The sequence below is a fragment of the Megasphaera intestinihominis genome, assembly GCF_040096415.1.
GTDB lineage: Bacteria > Bacillota > Negativicutes > Veillonellales > Megasphaeraceae > Megasphaera > Megasphaera intestinihominis.
Window position 1 is genome coordinate 1 of the sequence record NZ_JBBMEU010000028.1, and the last position, 22312, is coordinate 22312.

27 protein-coding genes and 1 riboswitch are annotated in these 22312 nt (G+C 61.8%); all 27 genes read left to right on the top strand.

The window, feature by feature from the left end:
* Positions 1 to 475: potassium transporter TrkG (locus WMO23_RS05950; protein WP_349173511.1), on the top strand; the 475-nt coding region annotated here is incomplete at its 5' end.
* A 10-nt stretch (positions 476 to 485) separates the two neighbouring features.
* Entirely contained in the window at positions 486 to 1940 is a 1455-nt protein-coding gene (locus WMO23_RS05955; RefSeq protein WP_349173513.1) for a TrkH family potassium uptake protein, read from the top strand.
* A gap of 92 nt (positions 1941 to 2032) precedes the next feature.
* A complete protein-coding gene (locus WMO23_RS05960) occupies positions 2033 to 2182 on the top strand; it encodes a hypothetical protein (protein WP_020309873.1) in 150 nt (49 codons plus the stop codon).
* A gap of 109 nt (positions 2183 to 2291) precedes the next feature.
* Positions 2292 to 3335: a GspE/PulE family protein gene (locus WMO23_RS05965; protein WP_020309872.1), complete on the top strand. Its 1044-nt coding sequence runs from the start codon at positions 2292 to 2294 to the stop codon at positions 3333 to 3335.
* A complete protein-coding gene (locus WMO23_RS05970; RefSeq protein WP_239639552.1) occupies positions 3329 to 4294 on the top strand; it encodes a type IV pilus twitching motility protein PilT in 966 nt (321 codons plus the stop codon). Before WMO23_RS05965 ends, WMO23_RS05970 begins: the two co-directional genes overlap by 7 nt.
* Positions 4291 to 5340, top strand: coding sequence for a type II secretion system F family protein (locus WMO23_RS05975; RefSeq protein WP_020309870.1), 1050 nt, complete (start codon positions 4291 to 4293; stop codon positions 5338 to 5340). Before WMO23_RS05970 ends, WMO23_RS05975 begins: the two co-directional genes overlap by 4 nt.
* An 18-nt stretch (positions 5341 to 5358) precedes the next feature.
* Positions 5359 to 5724: a competence type IV pilus major pilin ComGC gene (locus WMO23_RS05980; RefSeq protein ID WP_020309869.1), complete on the top strand. Its 366-nt coding sequence runs from the start codon at positions 5359 to 5361 to the stop codon at positions 5722 to 5724.
* 4 nt (positions 5725 to 5728) lie between these two features.
* On the top strand, positions 5729 to 6181 hold the full coding sequence (locus tag WMO23_RS05985) for a prepilin peptidase (RefSeq protein WP_020309868.1): 453 nt from the start codon (positions 5729 to 5731) through the stop codon (positions 6179 to 6181).
* Entirely contained in the window at positions 6175 to 6600 is a 426-nt protein-coding gene (locus WMO23_RS05990) for a hypothetical protein (RefSeq protein WP_239639551.1), read from the top strand. The genes WMO23_RS05985 and WMO23_RS05990 overlap by 7 nt, the downstream gene beginning before the upstream one ends.
* A complete protein-coding gene (locus tag WMO23_RS05995; RefSeq protein WP_239639550.1) occupies positions 6539 to 7054 on the top strand; it encodes a hypothetical protein in 516 nt (171 codons plus the stop codon). Before WMO23_RS05990 ends, WMO23_RS05995 begins: the two co-directional genes overlap by 62 nt.
* Complete coding sequence (locus WMO23_RS06000; protein WP_239639549.1) at positions 6954 to 7421, top strand: hypothetical protein; 468 nt, start codon at positions 6954 to 6956, stop codon at positions 7419 to 7421. Before WMO23_RS05995 ends, WMO23_RS06000 begins: the two co-directional genes overlap by 101 nt.
* Complete coding sequence (locus tag WMO23_RS06005; RefSeq protein WP_020309865.1) at positions 7418 to 7852, top strand: hypothetical protein; 435 nt, start codon at positions 7418 to 7420, stop codon at positions 7850 to 7852. The genes WMO23_RS06000 and WMO23_RS06005 overlap by 4 nt, the downstream gene beginning before the upstream one ends.
* 15 nt (positions 7853 to 7867) lie before the next feature.
* On the top strand, positions 7868 to 8623 hold the full coding sequence (locus tag WMO23_RS06010; RefSeq protein ID WP_020309864.1) for a hypothetical protein: 756 nt from the start codon (positions 7868 to 7870) through the stop codon (positions 8621 to 8623).
* Positions 8624 to 8635: 12 nt separating this feature from the next.
* Positions 8636 to 9154, top strand: a complete 519-nt coding sequence (locus WMO23_RS06015; RefSeq protein WP_020309863.1) for a PilN domain-containing protein — start codon at positions 8636 to 8638, stop codon at positions 9152 to 9154.
* Positions 9129 to 9578 (top strand): hypothetical protein, encoded by a 450-nt coding sequence (locus WMO23_RS06020; RefSeq protein ID WP_292105685.1) that lies wholly within the window; start codon positions 9129 to 9131, stop codon positions 9576 to 9578. The genes WMO23_RS06015 and WMO23_RS06020 overlap by 26 nt, the downstream gene beginning before the upstream one ends.
* 34 nt (positions 9579 to 9612) lie before the next feature.
* Positions 9613 to 9789: riboswitch (cobalamin riboswitch) on the top strand.
* 124 nt (positions 9790 to 9913) lie between these two features.
* Positions 9914 to 10528 (top strand): MotA/TolQ/ExbB proton channel family protein, encoded by a 615-nt coding sequence (locus WMO23_RS06025; protein ID WP_349173516.1) that lies wholly within the window; start codon positions 9914 to 9916, stop codon positions 10526 to 10528.
* Positions 10529 to 10530: 2 nt separating this feature from the next.
* Positions 10531 to 10944, top strand: coding sequence for an ExbD/TolR family protein (locus WMO23_RS06030; RefSeq protein ID WP_298677068.1), 414 nt, complete (start codon positions 10531 to 10533; stop codon positions 10942 to 10944).
* Positions 10941 to 13298, top strand: a complete 2358-nt coding sequence (locus tag WMO23_RS06035) for a TonB-dependent receptor plug domain-containing protein (RefSeq protein ID WP_296820262.1) — start codon at positions 10941 to 10943, stop codon at positions 13296 to 13298. Before WMO23_RS06030 ends, WMO23_RS06035 begins: the two co-directional genes overlap by 4 nt.
* 14 nt (positions 13299 to 13312) lie before the next feature.
* Positions 13313 to 14269 carry an ABC transporter substrate-binding protein gene (locus tag WMO23_RS06040; protein ID WP_292105688.1) on the top strand — a complete coding sequence of 319 codons (957 nt, stop codon included), beginning with the start codon at positions 13313 to 13315 and terminating at the stop codon, positions 14267 to 14269.
* Positions 14262 to 15257 carry a FecCD family ABC transporter permease gene (locus WMO23_RS06045; RefSeq protein ID WP_292105689.1) on the top strand — a complete coding sequence of 332 codons (996 nt, stop codon included), beginning with the start codon at positions 14262 to 14264 and terminating at the stop codon, positions 15255 to 15257. The genes WMO23_RS06040 and WMO23_RS06045 overlap by 8 nt, the downstream gene beginning before the upstream one ends.
* 3 nt (positions 15258 to 15260) lie before the next feature.
* Positions 15261 to 16037: an ABC transporter ATP-binding protein gene (locus WMO23_RS06050; RefSeq protein ID WP_020309856.1), complete on the top strand. Its 777-nt coding sequence runs from the start codon at positions 15261 to 15263 to the stop codon at positions 16035 to 16037.
* Between the two features lie 119 nt (positions 16038 to 16156).
* Complete coding sequence (gene cbiD / locus WMO23_RS06055) at positions 16157 to 17293, top strand: cobalt-precorrin-5B (C(1))-methyltransferase CbiD (RefSeq protein WP_292105692.1); 1137 nt, start codon at positions 16157 to 16159, stop codon at positions 17291 to 17293.
* Complete coding sequence (gene cobM, locus WMO23_RS06060) at positions 17290 to 18090, top strand: precorrin-4 C(11)-methyltransferase (RefSeq protein ID WP_020309854.1); 801 nt, start codon at positions 17290 to 17292, stop codon at positions 18088 to 18090. Before cbiD ends, cobM begins: the two co-directional genes overlap by 4 nt.
* The gene (locus WMO23_RS06065) at positions 18087 to 19133 is read left to right on the top strand and encodes a cobalt-precorrin 5A hydrolase (RefSeq protein ID WP_292105697.1); all 1047 of its coding nucleotides are present in this window, start codon (positions 18087 to 18089) and stop codon (positions 19131 to 19133) included. Before cobM ends, WMO23_RS06065 begins: the two co-directional genes overlap by 4 nt.
* 13 nt (positions 19134 to 19146) lie before the next feature.
* Positions 19147 to 19875 carry a precorrin-3B C(17)-methyltransferase gene (gene cobJ, locus WMO23_RS06070; RefSeq protein ID WP_020723783.1) on the top strand — a complete coding sequence of 243 codons (729 nt, stop codon included), beginning with the start codon at positions 19147 to 19149 and terminating at the stop codon, positions 19873 to 19875.
* A complete protein-coding gene (gene cobK, locus WMO23_RS06075; protein WP_292105701.1) occupies positions 19872 to 20579 on the top strand; it encodes a precorrin-6A reductase in 708 nt (235 codons plus the stop codon). Before cobJ ends, cobK begins: the two co-directional genes overlap by 4 nt.
* Before the next feature lie 365 nt (positions 20580 to 20944).
* Entirely contained in the window at positions 20945 to 22165 is a 1221-nt protein-coding gene (locus WMO23_RS06080; protein WP_020309850.1) for a bifunctional cobalt-precorrin-7 (C(5))-methyltransferase/cobalt-precorrin-6B (C(15))-methyltransferase, read from the top strand.
* The last annotated feature ends 147 nt before the right edge of the window (positions 22166 to 22312 follow it).

Below are 22312 nucleotides of genomic sequence, written 5' to 3' on the forward strand. Positions count from 1 at the left end.
ATTCGACAAGTACGTCCTCTTTGCCCTGGCCTTTGTCGGCGGCTGTATCGGCTCGGCTACAGGCGGTCTCAAGGTCATGCGCTTCATGGTCCTTTTCAAGATGGCTGCCCAGGAAATGCGCCGGACCCTACATCCGCACATGGTCATTTCTTTGAAAATCGACGGCGTCCCTGTCGATATGAAGATCATCAGCCGTGTCCTCAGTTATTTCTTCCTCTTCATGGCGACGTTCTTCGTCTCCATGCTGATCATTTCCCTGTCCGGCGTCACGCCCATGCAGGCCATGGGGATGGCCGTAGGCTGCCTGTCCAGTGTCGGGTCGACGATGGACCTCTTCGGCGTAGCCGACGTTTCCGTCCTGCCGGCATGGACTAAGCTGTATTGCAGTTTCCTCATGATTTTAGGACGCGTCGAAATCTTTTCCTTCCTCGTCGTCATCCAGACCGCATTCGGTTATCTGCGGCGGCGCTGGTAGGAGGTACACCATGAATATACGAATTGTTTTATTTGTCTTGGGGAAATTGGCTCAGGCCTGCGGGCTGGCCTTGATGATTCCCTTTGTCGTCGCCCTTTTCTATGGGGAAGCCAGTATCGCCGCGTTCCTCGTGGCCATTGTCATCAGCCTCCTCATAGGGCGCCTGCTCATGTGGCAGGGCCATCGGCCGACGGACAGCCTGACTGTCCGCGAAGGCGTGGCCATTACGGCTCTGGGCTGGATCATGGTCACTTTCCTGGGCATGGTTCCCTATGCTGCCGGCGGCTATTTGTCCGTCCTGGACAGTGTCTTTGAATGTATTTCCGGCCTGTCCGGCACGGGGGCGACGGTCATCGACGACATCGAAGCCATGCCGGCCAGCCTGGTCCTCTGGCGGGCCCTGACCCACTGGTTCGGCGGCCTGGGTATCATCGTCATCTTCATCGCTGTCTTTCCTCAGTTCGGCAAGGGCATCGTCCACATGTTCAATGCCGAAAGCACAGGCCCCCGGTCGGACCGGGCCCTGCCGCGCATCAAGGAGATGGCCAAGGCCCTGTTCACGGTGTACGTCGTCTTTACCGTTGCCTCGACGGTCGTCTTCATGCTCTGCGGCATGTCCTTCCTCATCGCAGCCGACCACGCCTTTGCCACTATCGCTACGGGCGGTTTCTCGCCGTACAATAACAGCGTCGCCCATTTCGACAGCCCTGTCGTCGAATGCTGCCTGTCCTTTTTCATGCTCATCAGCAGCGCCAACTTCGGCATGTACGTCGCGGCCTGGAAGAAGGGCTGCAAAGTCATCCTCGGCGATACGGAGTTCCGCGTCTACTTGGCCATCGTCGCCATCTCGACGGCGGCCATGGCCCTCAACCTGGTCCTGGCCCAGCAGTGGGACGGCATCGAAGCCCTGCGCCAGGCCTTTTTCCAGTCCGTGTCCATTTCGTCGTCGACGGGCTTCGTCTCCAACGACTTTGAACAGTGGCCGGTCTTTTCCAAATTCATCCTCCTGGTCCTGATGTTCATCGGCGGCTGTGCCGGTTCGACGACAGGCGGACTGAAAGTGACGCGCGTCATGCTGCTGGTCAAGACCATTGCCGCCATCATCCGCCAGAAGATACATCCCAACATGGTCCTGCACATCCGTTCTAATGGCGAAGAATTCTCGATGGACCTCATTTACGGCGTAGCCAAATTCTTCTTCATCTACACCATGCTCGGCGTCCTCTGGACGTTCATCATGGTCTTTGACGGCGTGGCCATCTTCGATGCCATCGGCCTCAGTGTCTCGACCATGGGCAGCTGCGGGCCAGGATTCGGCCAGTTCGGTGCGACGGCTACTTGTTCGGCCCTGCCGCCGCTCAGCAAAGTCGCCCTCTGCCTGTCCATGCTCATGGGCCGCCTGGAAGCCCTGCCGGTCCTGGCTATCCTCATGCCGTCCTTCTGGCGCCACCGCAACAGCTGGTAATTGGGGGAAATCCCTTGCATGACGCCATCCCTTTGCCGTATAATAAAGACAATCTTAACGTTACTCTATCTTTTATCAAAGGGGGATTACCTATGAGTTTTTGGGAACAAATGGCTAAGACCATCGATGCCAGTGAAGAAAAACAGAAGAAGGAAGATCTCTACCAGAAGACCTTCCACGAATTAGCCGAAAAATTGAGCGAAATCCGCAACAAAGAAACGGCGGACAAGACGGAAGATTAAAGGATTCTTAAGTTTTTCGCCGTTTTCCGATTTTTCATTAAAAGACGATTAAATTTTGTCAGGACGTCTCCTTTCCATGCTATGCTAGCTATGGAAAGGAGATTTTTTTATGGACGTAAACAAGTTACTGCAAGACGCCCTGGCTGCCGGGGCCAGCGACATCCACATCGAGCCCCTGGACGACGCCGTCCGCATCCGCTGGCGCCGGGACGGTGTCCTCTGTCAGGCCGGGACGCTCCACAAGGGCGGCCTGGAGAAACTGGTAAGCCGCATCAAAGTCCTGGCCGGCCTGGACATCGCCAACCGCCGCCTGCCCCAGGACGGGCGCATCGTCTGGAAGGACGGGGAACGACGCCTGGACCTGCGGGTCAGTACGCTGCCGACAGTGCGCGGCGAAAAAGTCGTCATCCGCATCCTCGACGGCCAGCGCATCCCCCTGGCTCTCTCGGCCCTGGGCATGGACGACCAGGTCCGGCGCTGTCTGGAAAAGCTCATCCGCTGCCGCCAGGGGCTCATCCTCATCTGCGGGCCCACGGGCAGCGGCAAGACGACGACTCTCTATGCGGCCATCCACGAGATCCAGGACGACTCGGTCAGCATTGCGACCCTGGAAGACCCGGTGGAAATCCTCATGGAGGGCATTTCCCAGAGCCAGGTCCAGGCCAAAGGGGGCATGATGTTCCAGGACGGCCTGCGGGCCCTGCTGCGCCAGGACCCGGATATCCTCGTCGTCGGCGAAATCCGCGATGGCGAGACGGCGCGCATCGCCGTGCGGGCCGCCCTGACAGGGCACGTCATCTTCAGTACCCTCCATGCGCCGAGCGCCGTCGAGGCCGTGATCCGCCTGACCGATATGGGCGTCGCGCCCTACCTGGCAGCCGATGCCCTGGCCGGCGTCGTGTCCCAGCGCCTGGTCCGCTGCCGCAGGAGCGATGGGTCTTATCAGGGCCGTTTCTGCCTGTGCGAAGTCGTGCCGGCTGGCCGCCGTCTCCGCGACGCCATCCGCCGCTGTGCCGGCGTCCGGGACCTGACGGATGCGGCCCGGTCCGATGGTGCTGTCCTCCTGCCCGACGTCATCGCCCGGACCCTGGCGGCCGGACGGACGGATGAAAGGGAGATACGCCGCGTCTGTGAAGGAGGGAGCTCATGGTGAAGGTAAGGGAACTGATGGAAACGGCCATGGGTCAGCAGGCCGCAGACCTTCATCTGCAGACGGGCCGGCCGCCGATGATGCGCCTGGCCCAGGGCCTCTGTCCGCTTCCAGGGCCGCCCTTGAGCGAAGGGGACCTGCGCCAGGTCCTGCAGGCCGTCGGCTGGAGCGGCGGGGACCAGGGCGACGGCGCCTTTTCCTGGCACGACGCCCTGCGCTGCCGCCTCCACGTCTGCCGGGAGTACGCCGGCCTCCATGTGACGATACGCTTCCTCTATCCTTTAGCGTCGCTGCCGCCAGATGGAGACGGACCGCTGCTGCAGCGCCTCAGCTGCCTGACCAGTGGCCTGGTCCTGGTCTGCGGGCCCACGGGCAGCGGCAAGACGACGGCCCTGTGGCGCATCCTCCAGGCCATTAACGAACGGCGGCCCTGCCATATCGTCACCCTGGAAGACCCGATTGAATACGTCGAAGCCGGGAAGGCCGCCTTGATTACGCAGCGCGAGCTGGGGACGCACTTCGCGACCTTTGCCGAAGGCATCCGCCAGGCCCTGCGCCAGGATCCGGACGTCATCCTTATCGGCGAGATGCGCGACCGGGCCGCCATGGATGCGGCTTTGACGGCCGCCGAGACGGGGCACTTCGTCTTGTCGACGCTGCACACGCCGTCGGCAGCACAGGCTGTGAGCCGCCTGGCCGGTGCCTATAGTGGCGAGGCCCAGCAGGAAGTCCGCTGCCGCCTGGCCATGGTACTGCAGGCCATCCTGGCCCAGCGCCGCCTGGAACGGCAGGGACGGATCGACATCGTCCGGGAAGTCCTCGTCCGCACGCCGGCCGTGGTCCAGCTCATCCGCAGCGGTAAGGAATATCAGCTGCCGACGGTCATGCAGACCGGTGCGGCCCTGGGGATGCGGACCATGGAACAGGCCCTGCGCCGCTGCGGTGAGGGAGGGACGTCATGATCCGCCCGCCGCGCCGGCTGTCTGCAGCTATGCTGGCTTTGTTCTTCCGCCAGCTGGCTGTCCTCGTCGGCAGCGGCATCCCCCTGGTCCAGGCCTGGCAGCTGCTACTGAGCGATATGCCCGGCGCCTGCCGCCCGTCCCTGCATCTGGCGGCCCTGCAGATGGAGCAGGGCGTCTGCCCGTCTCAGGCCATGCGGCAAAGCCAGGCTTTCCCCGACTTGGCCTGCCGTATCATCCGGGCCGGCGAACAGACGGGGAATCTCGAAGGACTCTGCCAGGTCCTGGCCGATTTCTATGAAAGGAAGGGCAGGGAGCGGCGCCTCCTGGTCCAGGCCGTGGCTTATCCGGCCTTCCTCCTGGTCTGCCTGGCAGCCCTGACGGCAGGCGCGTGCCTGTTCATCATTCCCGTCTTTACGGACATGATGGTCCAGATGGCCGTGCCTCTGCCTAAAGGGACGCAGTACGTGCTGGCCCTTTTCGACGGTCTGCGGCAGTACGGCATCTATGGCCTGGGCGTATTGTGCTGCGCCCTGATTGTCCTGCGCTGGGCCTGGCAGCGGGACGCGTGGCGGCTGAGGCTGGAACGGCAGATCATCCGCCTTCCCGGCATGGCGTCGTGGTTCCTCATCTGGGCCTGGCAGCGCTTCAGCCAGATCCTGGCCGTCCAGCTGGCCGGCGGCATCCCCTTGCTGGACTGCCTGTCCGAAGCGGCCGCCGTCGTGCCGTCATGCCTCTTCCGCCAGTACGTATGGCAGGCCCGGCTGCTGCTGGAACGGGGCTGTGCCTTCAGCCAGGCCGTCCACGCCGGCCGCTTCGGGACGCCCTATGTCGAGACCATGCTGGCCGTCGGGGAAATGACCGGGACCTATGACGAAGCCCTGGCGTCGATTGCCGTCTACTACGGCAGCCGTCTCCAGCTGCTGGCCGGCCGGATACGGCGCTGGCTCGGGCCTGTTGTCCTCTTGTTGACCGGCGCCTTGATGGGCGTCTTGATTCTTTGTTTCCTCTTACCGTTACTGGACATGGCATCCAGTATCGTGACCTGATGAAAGGAGTTTTTTCGTATGCAGACTCGCAATGGTTTTTCCCTGTTAGAAATGTTGATTTGTGTGTCCCTCATCCTGATTTTCGCCTCCTTTGCCGTACCCCGTTTCTCATCGGCCACCAAGACGGCCCAGGAAGCCAAAGTACAGGCCGATATCCGGACAATCAGCAATGCCGCCGCCCTCTATGAAATCGACCACGGCGTCTTCCCGGCCAGTGTCGACGATTTAGTGACCCAAGGCAGCGACGGCAAACAGTATCTGCAATTCAAACCGCTCACGCCGGACAAGGGGGAATACCAGATAGCTGATGGCGTCGTTTCCGCCGATTATAACAACAAGCATTTCTCGTCCGATGCGGCATCGCCCCAGGAAGGGGAGGCCTGATAGGATGGGAGGGTCTGTTGTATCTCTCTGGTACGCTGCGGCAGCCGGCTGTACGGCCTGGATTTGCTATACCGATATCCGGCGCTGCTGGATTGCCGACGCGCCCGTCCTGGCCCTGGCTGTGGGCAACGGCGCCGCCAGTTATGCCGGTCTGGTCCGGCCCTTTTGGCCCGTTTCCCTGGGCGTCGCCGCCCTCTTCCTGCTCCTCTATGGTCTCTGGCCCGGTTCCATCGGCAGCGGCGACATCAAGCTGGCCCTGGCCCTGGCGCCGGGCTGCCCGGGCTGGGGGGCCTGGACCATGGCAGTCACTTCTTTTGGCCTGGCCGCGCTCGTGGCCTTGTTCTACCGTTTCCGCACAGGGAAGACGATCATTCCCTTCGGCCCGTTCCTCCTGGCCGGCTGGTGGCTGGCCCAGGAACCACTCCAGCGCGCCTGGCCCGGAGGCTGGCTATGGTGAGGCGGAACGGCTTTATCAGCCTGACCGGCCTGATGCTGGCCCTGGGCCTGCTGCTCTTGTATCTGGGCCTGGGACTCACTGCCGGTCAGCGCAGCCGCAGCCACCAGGCCGTCGATGGCCTGGCGCGGGAAATGGCCCTGGATATGCAGCAGGTCCGCCAGCGCTGTGTCGGCAACAACCAGAGCAACGGCCGCTGGAAACTGGTCCTGGAAGAAAAGCGCTACGTCCTCCAGGAAGGCTACATCCGGGTCAAAGAACGGCCCTATCCGCCGGGCCTGCAGGTAACGAAAGGAGATGTACACTTTGCTGTCGATGGTCGTCCGCAGCATACGATGGCTGTGGTCATTACTTCGCCCGATGGGGCCTATACGCGTTCTATCGTCGTGGCGGCGCAGACCGGGCGCATCCGTATCGCCTGAGGCCAATGGCTTCTTTTTCCTGACCGACGGCCTGGCGGGCCTGCTCCTCGGAGCCTGCTTGTTCACGGCGGCCCTGGGCCTTTCCCTCCAGGCCGTCAGACTGCATGACCAGGCCAGACAGCGGCAGCTGGCAGCCATGGTCTGCCGGCAGGTCATGGAAGGCTGGAAGAGCGGCTGTCCGCCATCAGACCGCGTCGTCATCCAGGGCCGGACCTATGAGGTGACGCATGCGCAGACGGCTCTCGGCGAGGGCTATGTCCTTTGGCAGGTAGAGGCAGGTGATGACCATGGCCCCCATGTTTCCTGCCGGCTTCTGGTGCCGGCAGGGACCGAAGAAAAACGGCTGGATCCTCTTGGACGTACTCCTGGCCTTGAGCCTGTCGGCCCTGACTCTGACGGCTTTGCTGCCTCTGGCGGGACAGACGGCCCGCCTGGATTGGCGCTGCCAGATTGAAGAAGGCCTGCTGCGGCAGCACGTCAGCGTAGAAGAAACGCTGTTCCAGGCCCTGCGCTATGGCCGGGACGTTGAAGTCCGTCCTCAGGAGGTCCGCTTCCGCACGGCCAAGGGCGCCGTGAAGGGCTTTGCCGTCCGCCATCAAGGCCTGTATGTCCGCCTCAGCGATGGCAACTATCAGCCCCTGACAGGCGGCGGCAGCACCGTCCAGGGCCGGGCCCTGGTCATCCAGCCCCTGGACGGTCGGCCCTTTTTCTCCCGGACCGGCCAGGCCGTACAAGTCGCCTTTCTCCTAAAAGAACGGCGGAGCGGCCTGTCCCGGCCCGTGCAGTTTGCCGTGTGTCCCCAGAATGAAGGTGAATCATGAAACGACGCAATGGCTTCTTTTCTTTTTCTATCGTGACCGTCGCCGTACTGACCCTGAGCCTGGCCCTGACGGCGGCGACCCTGGCGTGGCAGCACTTCCAGATGGCCCGGACCTATGAAGAGACCGTGCGGCTGACCTATTTGGCCGAAAGCGCCCTCTGTGAGGGCTGGAACCAGCTGCGGCAGGACCCGGACGCTTTTCTGGCGGGCCAGGCCATGGCCGTGCCCCGGGCAGAAGGGCTGGCTGGCCCTGGGGACATCCTGACCGTCCGCTGCCAGTATCAGCCGGCCGGTCAGACGCCGGGCGGCTATCTGCAGGCCCGGGCCGCTGCGCCGGGAACGGGCGTCCAGCAGACGTGCGGCCTGCACTTTGCCGTGACGGCCGATGAACAGGGCCGGACCGTGCTGCATTTCGTACAGTATGTCAATTAGTAGAGAGGTGAGCTTATGTGGTGGCAACAAAATGCCTGTTTATGGCTGAATGGACAGTCTGTCCATCTTTTGAAGACGAAACGGACCTGGTATGGACGCGTGGCCTTCCGCCAGGGTCATCGCGACTATGAAACCAAGCGGGACCCGGACTGGATGGGCCAGGAAGGGGGCGTCCAGTCCTGTCTGCCAGAACTCCTGCAGCGCTATGGCCTGGCTGGCTGGCGCCTGCGCGTCCTCATCGGCGGGCCGAGCGTCCTTTGGAAGCGCCTGTCCCTGGGGACGACAGACCGGCAGGAAGCCGATGCCCTCATCGCCGGTGCCGGCCTGGTCAGTGAAGAAGGGCGGCCTTATGACTTCGAGGCGGCTTGTCCGTCGAAAGGCGGTGACGGGAGCGGTGACTGGACGGTCGGCGCCTATCCGGCCGAATGTGTCGCCGCTATCTGTCGGGCTGCCGGCGCTGCCGGAGCCGTCGTCCAGTCCATCGACTTGCTGCCTGCTTTTTTGGGGCGCCTTTGGCCAACCGGTACGGGGACCCTGGCCTTTCAGGAAGCCCCCGATGGCCAGCAGCACCGCGTCCGCCTGCGCGACGGCCTGCCCCTGGCCTATGACGTACAGGCGGCTGTGCCGACGGCTGATGGGCCGGTCTTCCGCTGGCTCCCGGATGGGGCAGACGAGACGGAATGGCAGCCTGCCGGGCCGAGCGAAGCCGTGCGCCGCCTGATGGATGCTTACCACGTGTCCCAGCCTACGGCCATGCTGGCTTTCTTGTAAGGAGGGAGAATCATGAAATGCAACCTCGTACCGGCCAGCTACCGCCAGGACCATCGCCGCTGGCAGCGGCCGGCCTGTCTGGCCCTGGGGCTGATGCTGGCTGTCTGTGCCGGGGCAGGCCTCTTTTTTCAGTATCAGATCCAACGGGAAAAGGCCTATTATACAGACTATCTCTATCCCGTGCAGCAGCAGATACAGCAGCGCAATGATGCCATCCGGCGCAGCCAGGCCCTGGCCGACCGCGCCAAGAAAGGGCCGTCCGACGGCCCGCTGCTGACGCCGTACCTGATGGTGGCCCTGGCTTCGTCCAAACCCGACGGGCTCGTCGTGGAAACCGTGAGCAGTCAGGCCGGCCGGGTCGTCATCCAAGGCCGGGCGTCCGCTGCGGACCGGCCTCAGCAGTGGCAGCGGACCTTGCAGCAGCAGGGCATGGGCCAGGCCGCCGTGGCCAAGATGCAGCCCGACCGGGGCGAGGGGATCCCTTTTTCCCTGGAGGTGAGCCGTCATGAAGGCCTGGCGAAGAAGGGCTGACTGGCAGCGGGCCTTTCCCGTCCTCGCCGTGCTGGTTGCCATAGCCGCCTGCTTTGCCATCTCATCGTATCACACCTGGCAGGGCTGGCAGGGCGTCCACCGTCAGCTGGCCCCGTATGCCCATCGGGCCCGGCCCCAGGAGAAGCGGGAGGCAGCAAAGCCTGATGCCGGCCCTGATGTGGCGGCCTCCCTGGCGGCCCGGAACGTCCAGCTCTTGTCGTGGCAGCAGTCCGTCCGCGAAGGGAGTCGGCAGACGCTGGTCCTGACCGGGACCTTTGCCGACCTCCTGGCCTGGCTCAACGACTGGCCCGCTGCCTGTCCCCTGGGGACCTGCCAGATCCTCCGCTGGGAACGGGGCGAAGGGGGCAGCGTCGTCACTGTCGAGGTCTCACCGGACGGAAAGGCCGGGGCAGCCCTTCATTGACAGTCTGGCGCTGGGCATGATATAGTTATGTTTGTAAGTTTGAAATAGGTCAGGTGTCATAGACTCAATAGAGAAGCCGGTCCAATGCCGGCGCGGTCCCGCCGCTGTAGGGTGGAGCCAGGCTGCAACGATGTCACTGTACGAAGTATGGGAAGGCGCAGCCATGGCCAGGAAGCCAAGCCAGAAGAACTGCCTGACGGATAATCACCGATAGACCTGCGAGCGATGGGAAGGAGATTGTAAAAAAGACACGTAAGGGAGCTGTCGCTACAAGACGGCTCCTTTTGATTTTGTACCTTCATTCGACACGTCAGCAGGCCGGACAGGAGGGTATTTTGGAAGCGATTTTACAGGGTTTTCAGTTATTTCAGGCAGGCGGGCCGGTCATGTACCTGCTCCTGGCCTGTTCTCTCTTCGTCGGCTACATTGGCATCGAACGGGCGATTTTCTATGGAGACATGGACGCCGGGAAAGCCTTTGCCGAACAATTCTACACGCAGATGAAGCTGCGGCGCTACGACCAGGCCCAGCGCTTGGCCATGGACGGCCGCGGCGGCCTGCCCCTCATTTTGCAGGATGTCTTTCAGCATCAGGCAGGTCCTGACGTCAAGGCCTTCGTCGAAATGCAGTCGGGCATCTTCGTGGCCAAACTGCGCCGCCGTCTCTACTATCTGAGCGTCATCGTCACCATGGCGCCGCTCCTGGGCCTCTTGGGGACGATCAGCGGCATGATCCGCTCTTTCAGCATCCTCAATGTCCAGTCCGGCCAGGCCGTGGCCATTACCGGCGGCGTCGGCGAAGCGCTCATCGCCACGGCTTTCGGCCTCTGCGTCGCCATCCTGGCCCTGGCCGTCCATTCTTATTTCACCCAGCGCCTGGACCGCATCATTACGGATATGGAAATGTGTTTTTTCGCATTGGAAACGATGCCTGTGAAAGCGGGGCAGTGACCATGCGCCTCCGTAATATTCGCGATTTTGAACGGCCGTCGATTATGATCATCCCCATGATCGACATCATGTTCTTTTTGCTGGTCTTCTTCATGATGACCTCCTTGTCCATGGTCGATTTGCACAGCCTCGGCGTCCAGCTGCCGCGGGCTTCGGCCGCCCAGGCCCAGCCGTCGGCCCAGTACGTCGTGACCTTGAAGGCCGATGGGTCCCTGTGGCTCAACGGACAGCCCGTCAAGGCCGATGAGCTCCTGGCTTCGGCTCGGGACCAGCAGCGTCAGGACAGCGCTTTCAGCGTCGTCCTCTGCGCCGACCGGGGCCTCGATTACGGTCAGGTCGCCGACGTCCTCGATGCCTTCAAGCGGGCCGGTATCGCCCACATCGGCCTGGCCGCCGACAAGGGAGGCCAGCCATGAAGCCCTGGGAAAAACGACGGGGCCGCGTCGCTGCCGGCGTTTCCGTATCGCTCCACGTCGCCGTCTATCTGGCCCTGGCAGCTGGCGGTTTTTTCACGCTGATCCATCATTACACCCGCCAGGACGGCGTAACCGGCGTCATGGTCTATAACGCCGACGACCTGGCCGGTGCCGGCGGTCACGACGCGGCTGGCACCGATACGGATGAGGGCCGTGTTTCTCAGCCGGATGGCCGTGATAGGGGACCGGAAGGACCGGAATCCCCGGAATCTTCGGACAGGGCTGTGGCAGCCTCCGATGTTGCGTCGCCTGATCCGGATGAAGCCGGTGCCGACGGGATGACTTATGCAGCCAAGACGGAAAGCGGCAAAGGGGAGCCCTCTGTAAAGGGTGCGGCAAAGGGCTCCCAGCCGTCGGCCCAGGCTGGGACAGAACGTCTCAGCGGCCATACGGGTTCAGCAGCCGGCGGCCGCGGCTGGGCTGCCGGGCCGGGAAAGGATGAGGCCGCCGCGCCGGCCGGGAATCTGCACGTACCCGATGCCGTCGCCGACGTCCTCGATGCCATTCGGGAAAAACTACCTGTAAAGTTATCGGAAGCAAAGATGCAACCACCTACACCAACCATCCCACCCAATCAGTCCAACACGACAGTCATTACGGCCAAGGATATGGAAAGCCATCACGATACGACGGTCCAGCAGGCCTTGCAGTGCGTCACCGGCGTGACCGTCAATGAAATGGTGCCTGGCATCTCTTCTTATGTCAAGCTCAATGGTGACGACCGGGTCCTGATCCTCGTCGACGGTCAGAGTCTGGCCAATGCCCAGGGCTCCGGCTATGGCCGGGGCAGCGTCGATTTGACCAGCCTGCCCGGTGTCGGGGCTATCGACCACATCGAAGTCACTAAGGACAGCGGCTCCGTGCGCTACGGCAGCGGCGCTGTCGGCGGCGTCATCAATATCGTTACCAAGAAGGGGGACCGCCGCGAATCTTCCCTCTATGCCTACACCGGTTCCTGGGGGATGCACGGCTATACCCTGACCCACAGCGGCCGGGCTGGCGCGACGAGCTGGCTCGTCAGCGGCGACCTGGAGCAGCGGGCATACTATGCCTTTCCTCACGGAGCCAATACGGACCATTCCCGCGGCGATATTGCCAGGAAGTCCTTATCCTTGCGGCTGGACCAGGACCTGACGGACCATACGTCCCTGACCGTGAAGGCCTATCATCAAGATTATCACGGCCACGGTTCGACGTATAAAGCCGACCCGGCGGGCTGGTACCTGACGGCCAATAAGCCTATCGACCGCCTGATCAACGACTACAGTGTGACCTATCATTTCAAGAAAGAAACGGCTCAGCCAGGCTTTTTGCGCTATTTCAACGATTACCAGCGGACGTACTGGTCCAATCATTATTTCACCCGCACCCAGGGCCTGGAGTGGCGGGATAACTGGCAGCTCGGCCCGCACCAGCATCTGACGGCCGGTGCCGAATGGACGGAAGATATGGGGACCAATTATGAAGCCCATTATATCGACAAAAAACGTCATAATCAGGCTTTCTATGCCGAAGATGCCCTGACGTTCGGCAAATTCACGGTCACGCCGGGTCTGCGCTGGGACCGGAATAGCACTTTTGGGACGCACCAGACGCCGCGCCTGGCCATGAATTACAAGGCCAATGACGCCTTCAACGTCTACGCCTCGTGGAGCCGCGTCTTTTCGCCGCCCCGCCTGAACGACCAGTTCTATGTGACGACGTCCCGCGGGATTACGTCGCAGGGCAACGAAAATCTCCAGCCCGAAGAAGGCTATACCCAGACTTTGGGCTTCCAGTATCAGGCTGGTCCCAAGACGAACATCGAAGGCAGCATCTTCCACAGCAACTTGCAGCACGTCATCCGCTGGGACCGATCAAATCCGACATACCACGAAGTAGAGAACCTCGATGAAGAAGACAAGCGAGGCTTCGAGCTGACGTGGAAGCAGAAAGTCAACGATAAATGGGACTATGAAGCAGGTTATTCCTACATCCGCACGAAAGTGGACAAAGGGGAAGGCCTGGCCTTCGATACGACCTATAATCAGCCCAACGGCTATCATGCCGGTGTCCATTATCACAACGGCAAATGGCAGGCCAATGCCGATATGACCGCCGGGACCGGGCGCAACGATACGTATTACCGCAATAATTCCTACGTCGTCTGGAATGTCGGCGCGTCGTATTCGCCTGATGCGGCGACGACCGTGTATGCCAAAGTCAACAATCTCAACGACGAGGCTTATGATTTGTACCATAATTATCCGTCTGCCGGGCGCAACTGGCAGGTCGGCGTAAAGAGAAAGTTTTAGGAGGTGCCTTTACGGTGAAAAAAATTTGTCTGCTCATCGTCGCTTTTTGTCTGGTCCTGCTTACGGGCTGTGCGCCTCAGAACGACGCTAGCCAAAGCAGCGGCTCGTCCGGGGCCTATGCCGTCGTGACCGATGACCGGGGAACGGTCGTCACTCTGGCCCAGAAACCGCAGCGCGTCGTCGTCTTGTCGACATCGCTCCTCAACTTCGCCGCTGCCGTCGACGGCGACCTGGCCGGCCGGGCGACGGTCAAAGCCGAAGATGCATCGCTGCCGGAAAAATATCAGCATGTGCCGGACGTCGGACCTGTCTACAACGTGAGCCTGGAAAAGGTCCTGGCCTGCCAGCCCGATTTAGTCATTGCCAGCGCTGACCACCACGAAAAATTGGCGGCCCAGTTGGAAGAGAGCCACATCCCGGTCCTGGTCCTCAAGACCAAGACCTATGACGACGTTAAGCGCAACCTTGAGGTCATCGGCAAGGTCTATGGCAAAGAAGAGGCAGCCAAGGCCAAGGAAGACGAACTGGACCAGGCCGTCCATGCTGTTACCGATGCCGTACCGGCCCAGGGGAAACGGGTCGCCATCCTCCACGTGACACCCAGTTCCGTATCGGCCGAATTGCCGTCGAGTATTGCCGGCGACATGGCGGATCTCCTGCACTTGAAGAATATCGCTGCCGATGCCGCTGGCGACGGCCAGACGACGCGCATCCCCTACAGTATGGAAAGCCTGGTCCAGGCCGACCCGGATGTCATTTTCCTGACCTCCATGGGGTCGTCCGATAAGATTGAAAAACGCATCCGCGAAGATATCCAGGGCAATCCGGCCTGGGCCGCCCTGACGGCCGTCAAGGCGGGTCAGGTCTATGTCCTGCCGGAAAAATACTTCCTCCTCAATCCGGGCCTGGACTACCCCAAGGCCGTAGCCTATATGGCCCGGCTCGTCTATCCGGAGTCGGCTCATGAATAGGGAAGGCTGCTATCGGACCCGCTGGCGCTGGCTCATGCTGGCTGTCTTTGTCCTCCTGGCCCTGGGAGGCTGCCTGCTGTCGGTCATGCAGGGCGTTGCCGCCATTACGCCGGCCGATGTCCTGCAGATCCTCTGGCAGCCGTCGGCCCGGACGGCGGATCAGATCATCTGGAATATCCGCCTGCCCCGGACGCTGACAGGAGCCCTGGTCGGGGCTAACCTGGCCTTGTCCGGTGCCATCCTCCAGGCCGTCATGCGCAATCCCCTGGCCGACCCGCATATCATCGGCATTTCAGCCGGCGCCGGCCTGGCCGGTATCGTCGTCCTCATCGTCTGGCCGGCTTATCTCTTCTGGATGACGCCTGTAGCCTTCATCGGCGCCATGGCCGCAGCCGCCGTCATTTACCTCCTGGCCTGGAAAGACGGCATCGTGCCTGTCCGCATCATCCTGGCCGGCGTCGCCGTGTCGGCCTTTCTGGGGGCCATCATTTCGGGCATCCTCATCTTTTACAGCGACCGCGTCCACGGAGCCCTGCTGTGGATGGTCGGCGGCCTGGCGGCCAGCAGCTGGAAAGACGTGACGGCCATCGCACCGTATACGGTCATCGGCCTGGCTTTATCAGCTGTCGGCGCCTATTATCTCAACCTGCTCCAGCTCGGCGATGATATGGCCCGCAGCCTGGGCCTGTCTGTCGAAGGCGCCCGCCTGGGCCTGACGGCCGTCGCCGCCCTGCTGGCTGCCAGCGCTGTCAGCGTTGCCGGTCTGCTGGGCTTCGTCGGCCTCATCGTGCCACATATCGTGCGCCTCCTGGTCGGGTCCGATTACCGCTACATCATCCCTGGTTCGGCCATCTTCGGCGTGGCGACTGTGACCTTGAGCGATACGGCGACCCGGCTCATCCTGGCACCGGCCGAATTGCCCGTAGGCATCATCATGGCCTTTATAGGGGCGCCCTTTTTCTTATTTCTCCTGCGGAAGGAAGTGTGAGCCATGGCTGATGCCATTACCGTCCAGCACCTCGTCGTCCGGCGCGGTCGGCGGACCATCCTCCATAATTTCAGCGTAGCCCTGCCCAAAGGGAAGGTAACAGCCATCATCGGCCCCAACGGCTGCGGCAAGAGCACCTTCCTCAAGGCCGTGAACTGCATGATTCCCGCAGCCAGCGGCTCTATCCGCCTGGGTCAGCGCGAGGTCCATGATTTTTCCCGTAAGGCCTTGTCGCGGGAAATGGCCTTCCTGACCCAGACCCATGACGTGCCGCCTGATGTGACCGTCCGCGACTTAGTCGGCATGGGGCGCTTTCCTTACCGCCGTCTCTGGAGCGGCCGGAGCCGGGAAGACCGGGACGCCGTCGACCGGGCCATCCAGGCCGTCGGCCTCGAAGCCTATGCTGGCGAGGTCATGCAGCACCTCTCTGGCGGCGAACAGCAGCGGGCCTGGCTGGCCGTCTTGCTGGCCCAGGATGCGCCCATACTCTTGCTGGACGAACCGACGACGTATCTCGATGTGCACCACCAGCTGCGCATCCTCGACCTCCTGCGCCGCATCAATGAGGGCTGGCAGAAGACCATCGTCGTCGTCCTGCACGACATGAATCAGGCCTGGCAATATGCCGACGAAGTCGTCATCATGAAAGACGGAGCCCTGGTCTGTACGGGACCACCCCAGGCCGTCCTCACACCGGAACGGCTTTGGGACGTCTTTTCCGTCCGGACCGACATCGTCACCACCAGTGACGGCCGTTCGGCCATCGTTGTGTTGCAATGACACGTCAGATTATCAGTGAAGTTTTGTTAAATACGTTCATCATTTGACGTAAGGTTTAAAAAAATAACCATCCATCACGACGAACGATGAACGAAAAACGATAAAAGGAGAAATATACCATGTCACTATTCACGGTCAAAGAAGGGAAGAAAATGCGCTGCGGCTATACGACCGGGTCCTGTGCGGCCGCGGCGGCCAAGGCGGCGGCCATCATGGTCCTGACCGGGCGCCGCGTCGAAGCCATATCCTTGCAGACGCCGCAGGGGACGGTCCTCCAGCTCATCCCGGAAGACGTCTCTTTCGGTCCCCAGTCGGCGACGTGCGCCATCCGCAAGGACAGTGGCGACGACCCGGATATCACTGACGGCATGCTGGTCTACGGGACCGTCGAAAAGACGCCGTCCGGCCTGTCCATTGTCGGCGGCATCGGCGTCGGCCGCGTGACCCAGCCCGGCCTGGCCTGTGCCGTCGGCGATTGGGCCATCAACCCCGTGCCGCGCCGCATGATTACCGAAGCCCTGCAAGCGGCTTGCCGGCAGTGCGGCTATACGGGCGGCCTGCGCCTGAACTTGTCCATCCCCGAGGGCCAGCGCCTGGCCCAGAAGACCTTCAACCCGCGCCTGGGCATCGTCGGCGGCCTGTCCGTCCTGGGGACGTCGGGCATCGTCGACCCTATGAGTGAACAGGCCCTGGTCGATACGATCCATACGGAAATGGATTCCCGCCGCGCTGCCGGCCAGACCCATTTATTGGCCTTTTTCGGCAATTACGGCGTCGATTTCAGCCGCGACCATCTGGGCGTCGACGTCAGCCAGCGCGTGACCATCAGCAACTATGTCGGCGAAACCCTTGATTATGCCGCCTACAAAGGCTTTTCCGACGTCCTGGTCATCGGCCATATCGGCAAATTGGTCAAAGTCGCCCAAGGCATCATGAATACCCATTCCCATTATGCCGACGGCCGCACGACCCTCCTGGCCCTGGAAGCCGTCTTTGCCGGTGCCTCACGGCAGCTGGCCCGTCAGATTTACGACAGCCTGACGACGGATGAAGCCGTGCGCCTGCTGAAGGAACAAAACCTGCTGGAACCGGTCATGGCCGCAGTCTGTGAGAAAATCGAGGCCTATATGGACCAGCGGACCCATGGTGAAATCCCGACGGCGGCCGTCGTCTTTTCCAATGCCTACGGCGTCCTGGGCCTGACGTCGCGGGCCAAAGAATTTCTTGCATTGCATACGAAGGGGGAACTACGATGATACACTTTGTCGGCGCCGGTCCCGGTGCTGTCGACCTCATTACCGTCCGCGGCCAGAAATTACTGGAAACAGCGGACCAGATTATTTACGCCGGCTCCCTGGTCAACCCACAGCTGCTGGCCTGTGCCAAAGAAGGCTGCCGCATCCTCGACAGCGCCGGCATGACGTTGGAAGCCGTCGTGGCGGCCATGGAAGAAGGGGAGGGCCAGGGCTGGATGACCGTCCGCCTGCATACGGGCGATCCATCAGTCTATGGCGCCATCCGCGAGCAGATGGACATCCTCGCCCAGAAGGGCATCGCCTATGACGTCGTACCCGGTGTCAGCTCCTTCTGTGCCGCTGCCGCGTCCCTCCAGGCCGAATATACCCTGCCGGGCATCAGCCAGTCGGTCATCATCACCCGCATGGAAGGGCGGACGCCCGTGCCGGATAAGCAGAAAATCGCCGATTACGCCGCTCATCAGGCGACGATGGTCATTTTCCTCAGCGCATCCCTCTTGGACGGCCTCCAGGCCGAACTCCTGCGCGGCGGCTATGCGGCAGATACGCCGGCAGCCATCGTCTACAAAGCATCATGGCCAGAAGAACAGACTTATACCTGCACGGTCGGCACCCTGGCTGAAACGGCCCGGCGCCATGCCATTTCCAAGACGGCTCTCATCGTCGTCGGCAAGGTGCTGGGGCCGGCTTATGACCGCAGCCTTTTGTATCATCCGGCCTTTACCCACGGCTGCCGCCAGGCGGCGCCGGAGGACCAGCAGTACGGCGACCACATCGGTCAGGAGACGGAACCATGAAAGCCGTCGTCCTGTCCTTTACCCAGGCCGGGACGGCCCTGGGCTGCCGCGTCGCTGCCTGCTTGCGGGGAGGCGGCTGGGACGTCCGCCAGGCGTCGCTGAAGAAATTCGCTGTCGTCCAGGAAGGGGTCCTGCCGTTTACACCCAATCTCCACGATGAAGAGGCCCGGGCTTTTGAAGCGGCCCGGCTGGTCGTCTTCATCGGCGCCGCAGGCATTGCCGTCCGCACTATTGCGCCCTTTATCCGCCATAAAGACCTGGACCCGGCCGTCCTGGTCATCGACGAGAAGGGCCAGTTCGTCATCCCCATCCTGTCCGGTCATATCGGCGGCGCCAATGCCATCGCCCGCCGTCTGGCTGCAGAACTGGAAGGCCAGGCCGTCGTGACGACGGCGACCGATGTCAACGCCTTGTTCGCCGTCGATGAATGGGCGGCCCGCCAGGGCCTGCGCCTGTCGTCCCTGAACGATGCCAAGGCCTTTGCCGCTGCCATACTGGAAAAGGGCGCTGCCGGCGTGTACAGCGATTTCCCCCTGCAGGGGCCGCTGCCGCCGGGCCTGGTCTATGCCTTCCATGGCGACGCCGGCCTGGTGATCACGACCAAAGCCCACGTGCCCGTGTTCCGCACGACTGTCGTCGCCCGGCCGGTCATCGTCCACATCGGCATCGGCTGCCGCAAGGGTACGCCGGCCAAAGACATCGCTTATTGGGTCAATGCCGTCCTACAGCGGGCCAACTTGTCGCCCGACGCCATTGCCGACGTCAGCTCCATCGACGTCAAGCAGGATGAAGCCGGTCTCTTGGCCTTTGCCAAGGCCCAGCAATGGCCGCTGCACTTCTTTACGGCCGATGAACTCAATGCCGTGCCAGGCGACTTTACGGCGTCCGATTTCGTCAAACAGACTGTCGGCACGGATAACGTCTGCGAACGGGCTGCCGTCCTGGCCAGCCATCAAGGGACCCTCATCGTCACCAAACAGAGCCGCCGCGGCATCACCGTAGCCGTAGCCTGCGAACGCTACCAGGTCCGGTTTGCATGTTGAAAGGAGAAAGGTTATGAAACATCGTATTTATGTCGTCGGCATCGGACCGGGTTCCCTGCAGGGCATGACCCTGCAGGCCCGGGAAATCCTCGATGGCTGCGACTGCATCGTCGGTTACGACACCTATATTGATTTGATACGTCATTATTTTCCTGATAAAGAATTCGTCACGACGGGCATGACCAAAGAAGTCGAACGCTGCCGCATGGTCCGGGACCGGGCCAAGCAGGGGCAGACCGTGGCCATCGTGTCCAGCGGCGATGCCGGGATTTACGGCATGGCCGGCATCATGCACGAAGTGGCTGCCGATGACGACGTCGACATCGTCGTCATTCCCGGCGTGACCGCTGCCAGCGCCGGTGCGGCCCTGCTCGGTGCGCCGCTGGTCGCCGATACGTGCCTCATTTCCCTCAGCGATTTGCTGACGCCGTGGGAAAAAATCGCCAACCGCCTCGACTGTGCCGCTGCCGGCGACTTCGTCATCTGCCTGTACAATCCGGCCAGCAAGAAGCGGGCAGACTATCTGGAAAAGGCCTGTGACATCATCTTGCGCCATCAGCCAGCCGATACGCCGGCCGGCATCGTCCGCAATATCGGCCGCGAAGGCCAGGAAGTGACGGTCCTGACCCTGGGCGAACTGCGCAAGATGCGCCTGGATATGTTCTGTACGGTCTTCATCGGCAACAGCCAGACCCGGAACATCCATGGCAAACTGGTCACACCGCGGGGATATCACTTATGAGGAGCCCCGTATGGATTGCCGGCGGCACGACAGAAGGGCGGAAACTAGCCCATTATGCCGACTGCTGTCATATCCGGGCTTACGTGTCCGTCGCCACCGATTACGGCGCTTCGTTAGTGCCTGAAAGCCCTTTCGTGACCGTCGTGACCGGCCGCATGGACGAAGGGGAGATGGAAACCTTTCTCCGGGAACAGGCTATCGCTCAGGTCATCGATGCGACCCATCCCTATGCGACAGTCGTGACGGCCAATATCCGCCAGGCCTGTGCTGCCGTCGGCGTCCCGTACCGCCGCATCCAGCGCCGGCGCGGCCGCTATGAGGACCAGGTTGGCTGCATCGCCGTCCATTCCGTCGGCGAAGCTGTCGAAGTCCTGAACCACACGACGGGGCCCATCTTCTTGACGACAGGCAGTAAGGACTTGGATTCCTTTGCCCAGATTCCCGATTATGCCCAGCGCATCTACGCCCGCATCCTGCCCGTCCGTCCGTCGTTGGACCGGGCCCTGGATCTAGGCTACCTGCCGGCCCACGTGATTTGTATGCAGGGCCCCTTCACGACCGAACTCAATGCGGCCATGTTCCGCCAGACCGGCGCTCACTACGTCGTCACCAAGAACTCCGGCCACACCGGCGGCTTTCAGGAAAAATTAGAAGCTGCCAGACAAACAGGTGCCACGGTCATCGTCATCGAACGGGGAGAGTAATGACAAGAAAGCAACCTCTCCGGCTCTTTGAGCCACCTCCAGCTCAGCTCTCCGTTTTGGCAACTGCCCTGCGCTTCCCTACGGTCAGCACCTGACGGGCTAAAAAAGGCCTATGAGGGGAGGCTTAAGAGCAAGGCTCCCCTCATAGGGGAGCTGTCAGCGCAGCTGACTGAGAGGTTGCTTTTTACACATATCTATTCAGGCAAATAGGGAAGACGCAGTTCGCGAAAAATAGCCCCGTTCGGGAAATTTTTGCGAGCGAGGGTTACTCGAAGTGATGTTGTCCGTTTGAAACTGTTGCCGCACCGCGGCATCTGAGTCCGAGCGGACTGCGACCTGCGGGCGCCCATGAAAGGAGACATACCATGCACGTATATATTATCGGCACAGGGCCCGGCAATCCGGCTTTGTTGACGGGGCAGGCCAAAGCGGCCATAGAGGCTTCGCCCATCCTCGTCGGCGACAAGCGGATGCTGGCGCCTTTTGCGGCTTCCGGGAAGCGCCTGGTCGCGACGTACCGGCGTGACGATATTTGTCAGCTTGCCGCTTCTTTGTCCGATGAGGAAGGGCCCATGGCCATCCTCGTGTCCGGCGACGTCGGCTTTTTCAGCCTGGCCGCCTTGCTCACGGACATCCCTGGCTGCACGGTGACCCGCATCGCCGGTATCAGCAGCCTCGTCTACTTTGCGGCCGCCTTGCAGACGACGTGGAACGACGCCTTTATCGTCAGCCGCCATGGCCGCCGGGAATCCCTCGTCGCCGCCGTCCGCCAGCATCGGAAAGTCTTCGTCCTGACAGGCGGGTCCGATTCACCGGCCGCCTTGTGCCGGGAACTCTGCCAGGCCGGCCTGGATATGGTGTCCGTAGCCATTGGCTGCGACTTATCTTATGACAATGAAAACATCCTCCGCGGGACGGCTGCCGATTTCACCGACCGTCCCGCCGATTCCCTGGCCGTCATGATGGTAGAAAACGAAAAGGCCCGGCCCTGGGTGCGGCCCGTCCACGGTCTGCCCGATGAAGCCTTCCTGCGCGGCAAAGCGCCCATGACCAAGCAGGAAATCCGCAGCGTCGTCCTGTCCAAACTGGCTCCGGAAGCAGACGCCGTCGTCTGTGACATCGGGGCCGGTACTGGTTCGTGCACGGTCGAACTGGCCTTGCAGGCTCCTTTTGGCCACGTCTATGCCTTTGAAATCAATGAAGAGGCCCTGACTGTATTGCAGCAGAATATCGGCCATTTCGGCCTGACTAACGTCACCGTCGTCGCCGGCGATGCCAGCCAGACCTTGAAAACCTTGGACATCGCACCGGATTACGCCTTCATTGGCGGGACCAAAGGCAATCTGGCATCCATCCTCGATGACCTGTATGACAAGAATGAAGCCTGCCGCATGGTCATTACGGCCATCAGCCTGGAAACCCTGGCCGCCGTCACCGCTTATTACGCCGCCCGTAACGGATACCAGCTGGACATCACCCAGGTCAGCGCGGCCCGCAGCAAACGAGTCGGCCAGCATCATCTCATGATGGCCCAGAACCCGGTATATATCATGACAGCTGTCCGTCAGGACGCAGGGGAAGCTTAGACCCAGACTGTCGCACAAAGGTTTCTGCCACCTTGCAAGGGGCCTTTGCTGGAAGAACTCCTCAGTCGGCTATGCTGCCAGCTCCCCTTCTCAGGGGAGCCTTGTTGCGAACTGCGAAGGCGGGCCGCCTAGCCACAGCTGTCCGTT

Excerpts from the sequence above, each read along its gene's own strand:
- WMO23_RS05955 (WP_349173513.1), top strand. The coding sequence starts at position 486 with ATGAATATACGAATTGTTTTATTTGTCTTGGGGAAATTGGCTCAGGCC.
- WMO23_RS06010 (WP_020309864.1), top strand. The coding sequence starts at position 7,868 with ATGTGGTGGCAACAAAATGCCTGTTTATGGCTGAATGGACAGTCTGTC.
- WMO23_RS05975 (WP_020309870.1), top strand. The coding sequence starts at position 4,291 with ATGATCCGCCCGCCGCGCCGGCTGTCTGCAGCTATGCTGGCTTTGTTC.
- WMO23_RS05990 (WP_239639551.1), top strand. The coding sequence starts at position 6,175 with ATGGTGAGGCGGAACGGCTTTATCAGCCTGACCGGCCTGATGCTGGCC.
- WMO23_RS06030 (WP_298677068.1), top strand. The coding sequence starts at position 10,531 with ATGCGCCTCCGTAATATTCGCGATTTTGAACGGCCGTCGATTATGATC.
- cobJ (WP_020723783.1), top strand. The coding sequence starts at position 19,147 with ATGAAACATCGTATTTATGTCGTCGGCATCGGACCGGGTTCCCTGCAG.
- WMO23_RS05995 (WP_239639550.1), top strand. The coding sequence starts at position 6,539 with ATGGGGCCTATACGCGTTCTATCGTCGTGGCGGCGCAGACCGGGCGCA.
- WMO23_RS06050 (WP_020309856.1), top strand. The coding sequence starts at position 15,261 with ATGGCTGATGCCATTACCGTCCAGCACCTCGTCGTCCGGCGCGGTCGG.
- WMO23_RS06045 (WP_292105689.1), top strand. The coding sequence starts at position 14,262 with ATGAATAGGGAAGGCTGCTATCGGACCCGCTGGCGCTGGCTCATGCTG.
- WMO23_RS06035 (WP_296820262.1), top strand. The coding sequence starts at position 10,941 with ATGAAGCCCTGGGAAAAACGACGGGGCCGCGTCGCTGCCGGCGTTTCC.
- WMO23_RS05965 (WP_020309872.1), top strand. The coding sequence starts at position 2,292 with ATGGACGTAAACAAGTTACTGCAAGACGCCCTGGCTGCCGGGGCCAGC.
- cbiD (WP_292105692.1), top strand. The coding sequence starts at position 16,157 with ATGTCACTATTCACGGTCAAAGAAGGGAAGAAAATGCGCTGCGGCTAT.
- WMO23_RS05960 (WP_020309873.1), top strand. The coding sequence starts at position 2,033 with ATGAGTTTTTGGGAACAAATGGCTAAGACCATCGATGCCAGTGAAGAA.
- WMO23_RS05980 (WP_020309869.1), top strand. The coding sequence starts at position 5,359 with ATGCAGACTCGCAATGGTTTTTCCCTGTTAGAAATGTTGATTTGTGTG.
- WMO23_RS06080 (WP_020309850.1), top strand. The coding sequence starts at position 20,945 with ATGCACGTATATATTATCGGCACAGGGCCCGGCAATCCGGCTTTGTTG.
- WMO23_RS06020 (WP_292105685.1), top strand. The coding sequence starts at position 9,129 with ATGAAGGCCTGGCGAAGAAGGGCTGACTGGCAGCGGGCCTTTCCCGTC.
- WMO23_RS06015 (WP_020309863.1), top strand. The coding sequence starts at position 8,636 with ATGAAATGCAACCTCGTACCGGCCAGCTACCGCCAGGACCATCGCCGC.
- WMO23_RS06005 (WP_020309865.1), top strand. The coding sequence starts at position 7,418 with ATGAAACGACGCAATGGCTTCTTTTCTTTTTCTATCGTGACCGTCGCC.
- cobK (WP_292105701.1), top strand. The coding sequence starts at position 19,872 with ATGAGGAGCCCCGTATGGATTGCCGGCGGCACGACAGAAGGGCGGAAA.
- WMO23_RS06065 (WP_292105697.1), top strand. The coding sequence starts at position 18,087 with ATGAAAGCCGTCGTCCTGTCCTTTACCCAGGCCGGGACGGCCCTGGGC.
- WMO23_RS05985 (WP_020309868.1), top strand. The coding sequence starts at position 5,729 with ATGGGAGGGTCTGTTGTATCTCTCTGGTACGCTGCGGCAGCCGGCTGT.
- cobM (WP_020309854.1), top strand. The coding sequence starts at position 17,290 with ATGATACACTTTGTCGGCGCCGGTCCCGGTGCTGTCGACCTCATTACC.
- WMO23_RS05970 (WP_239639552.1), top strand. The coding sequence starts at position 3,329 with ATGGTGAAGGTAAGGGAACTGATGGAAACGGCCATGGGTCAGCAGGCC.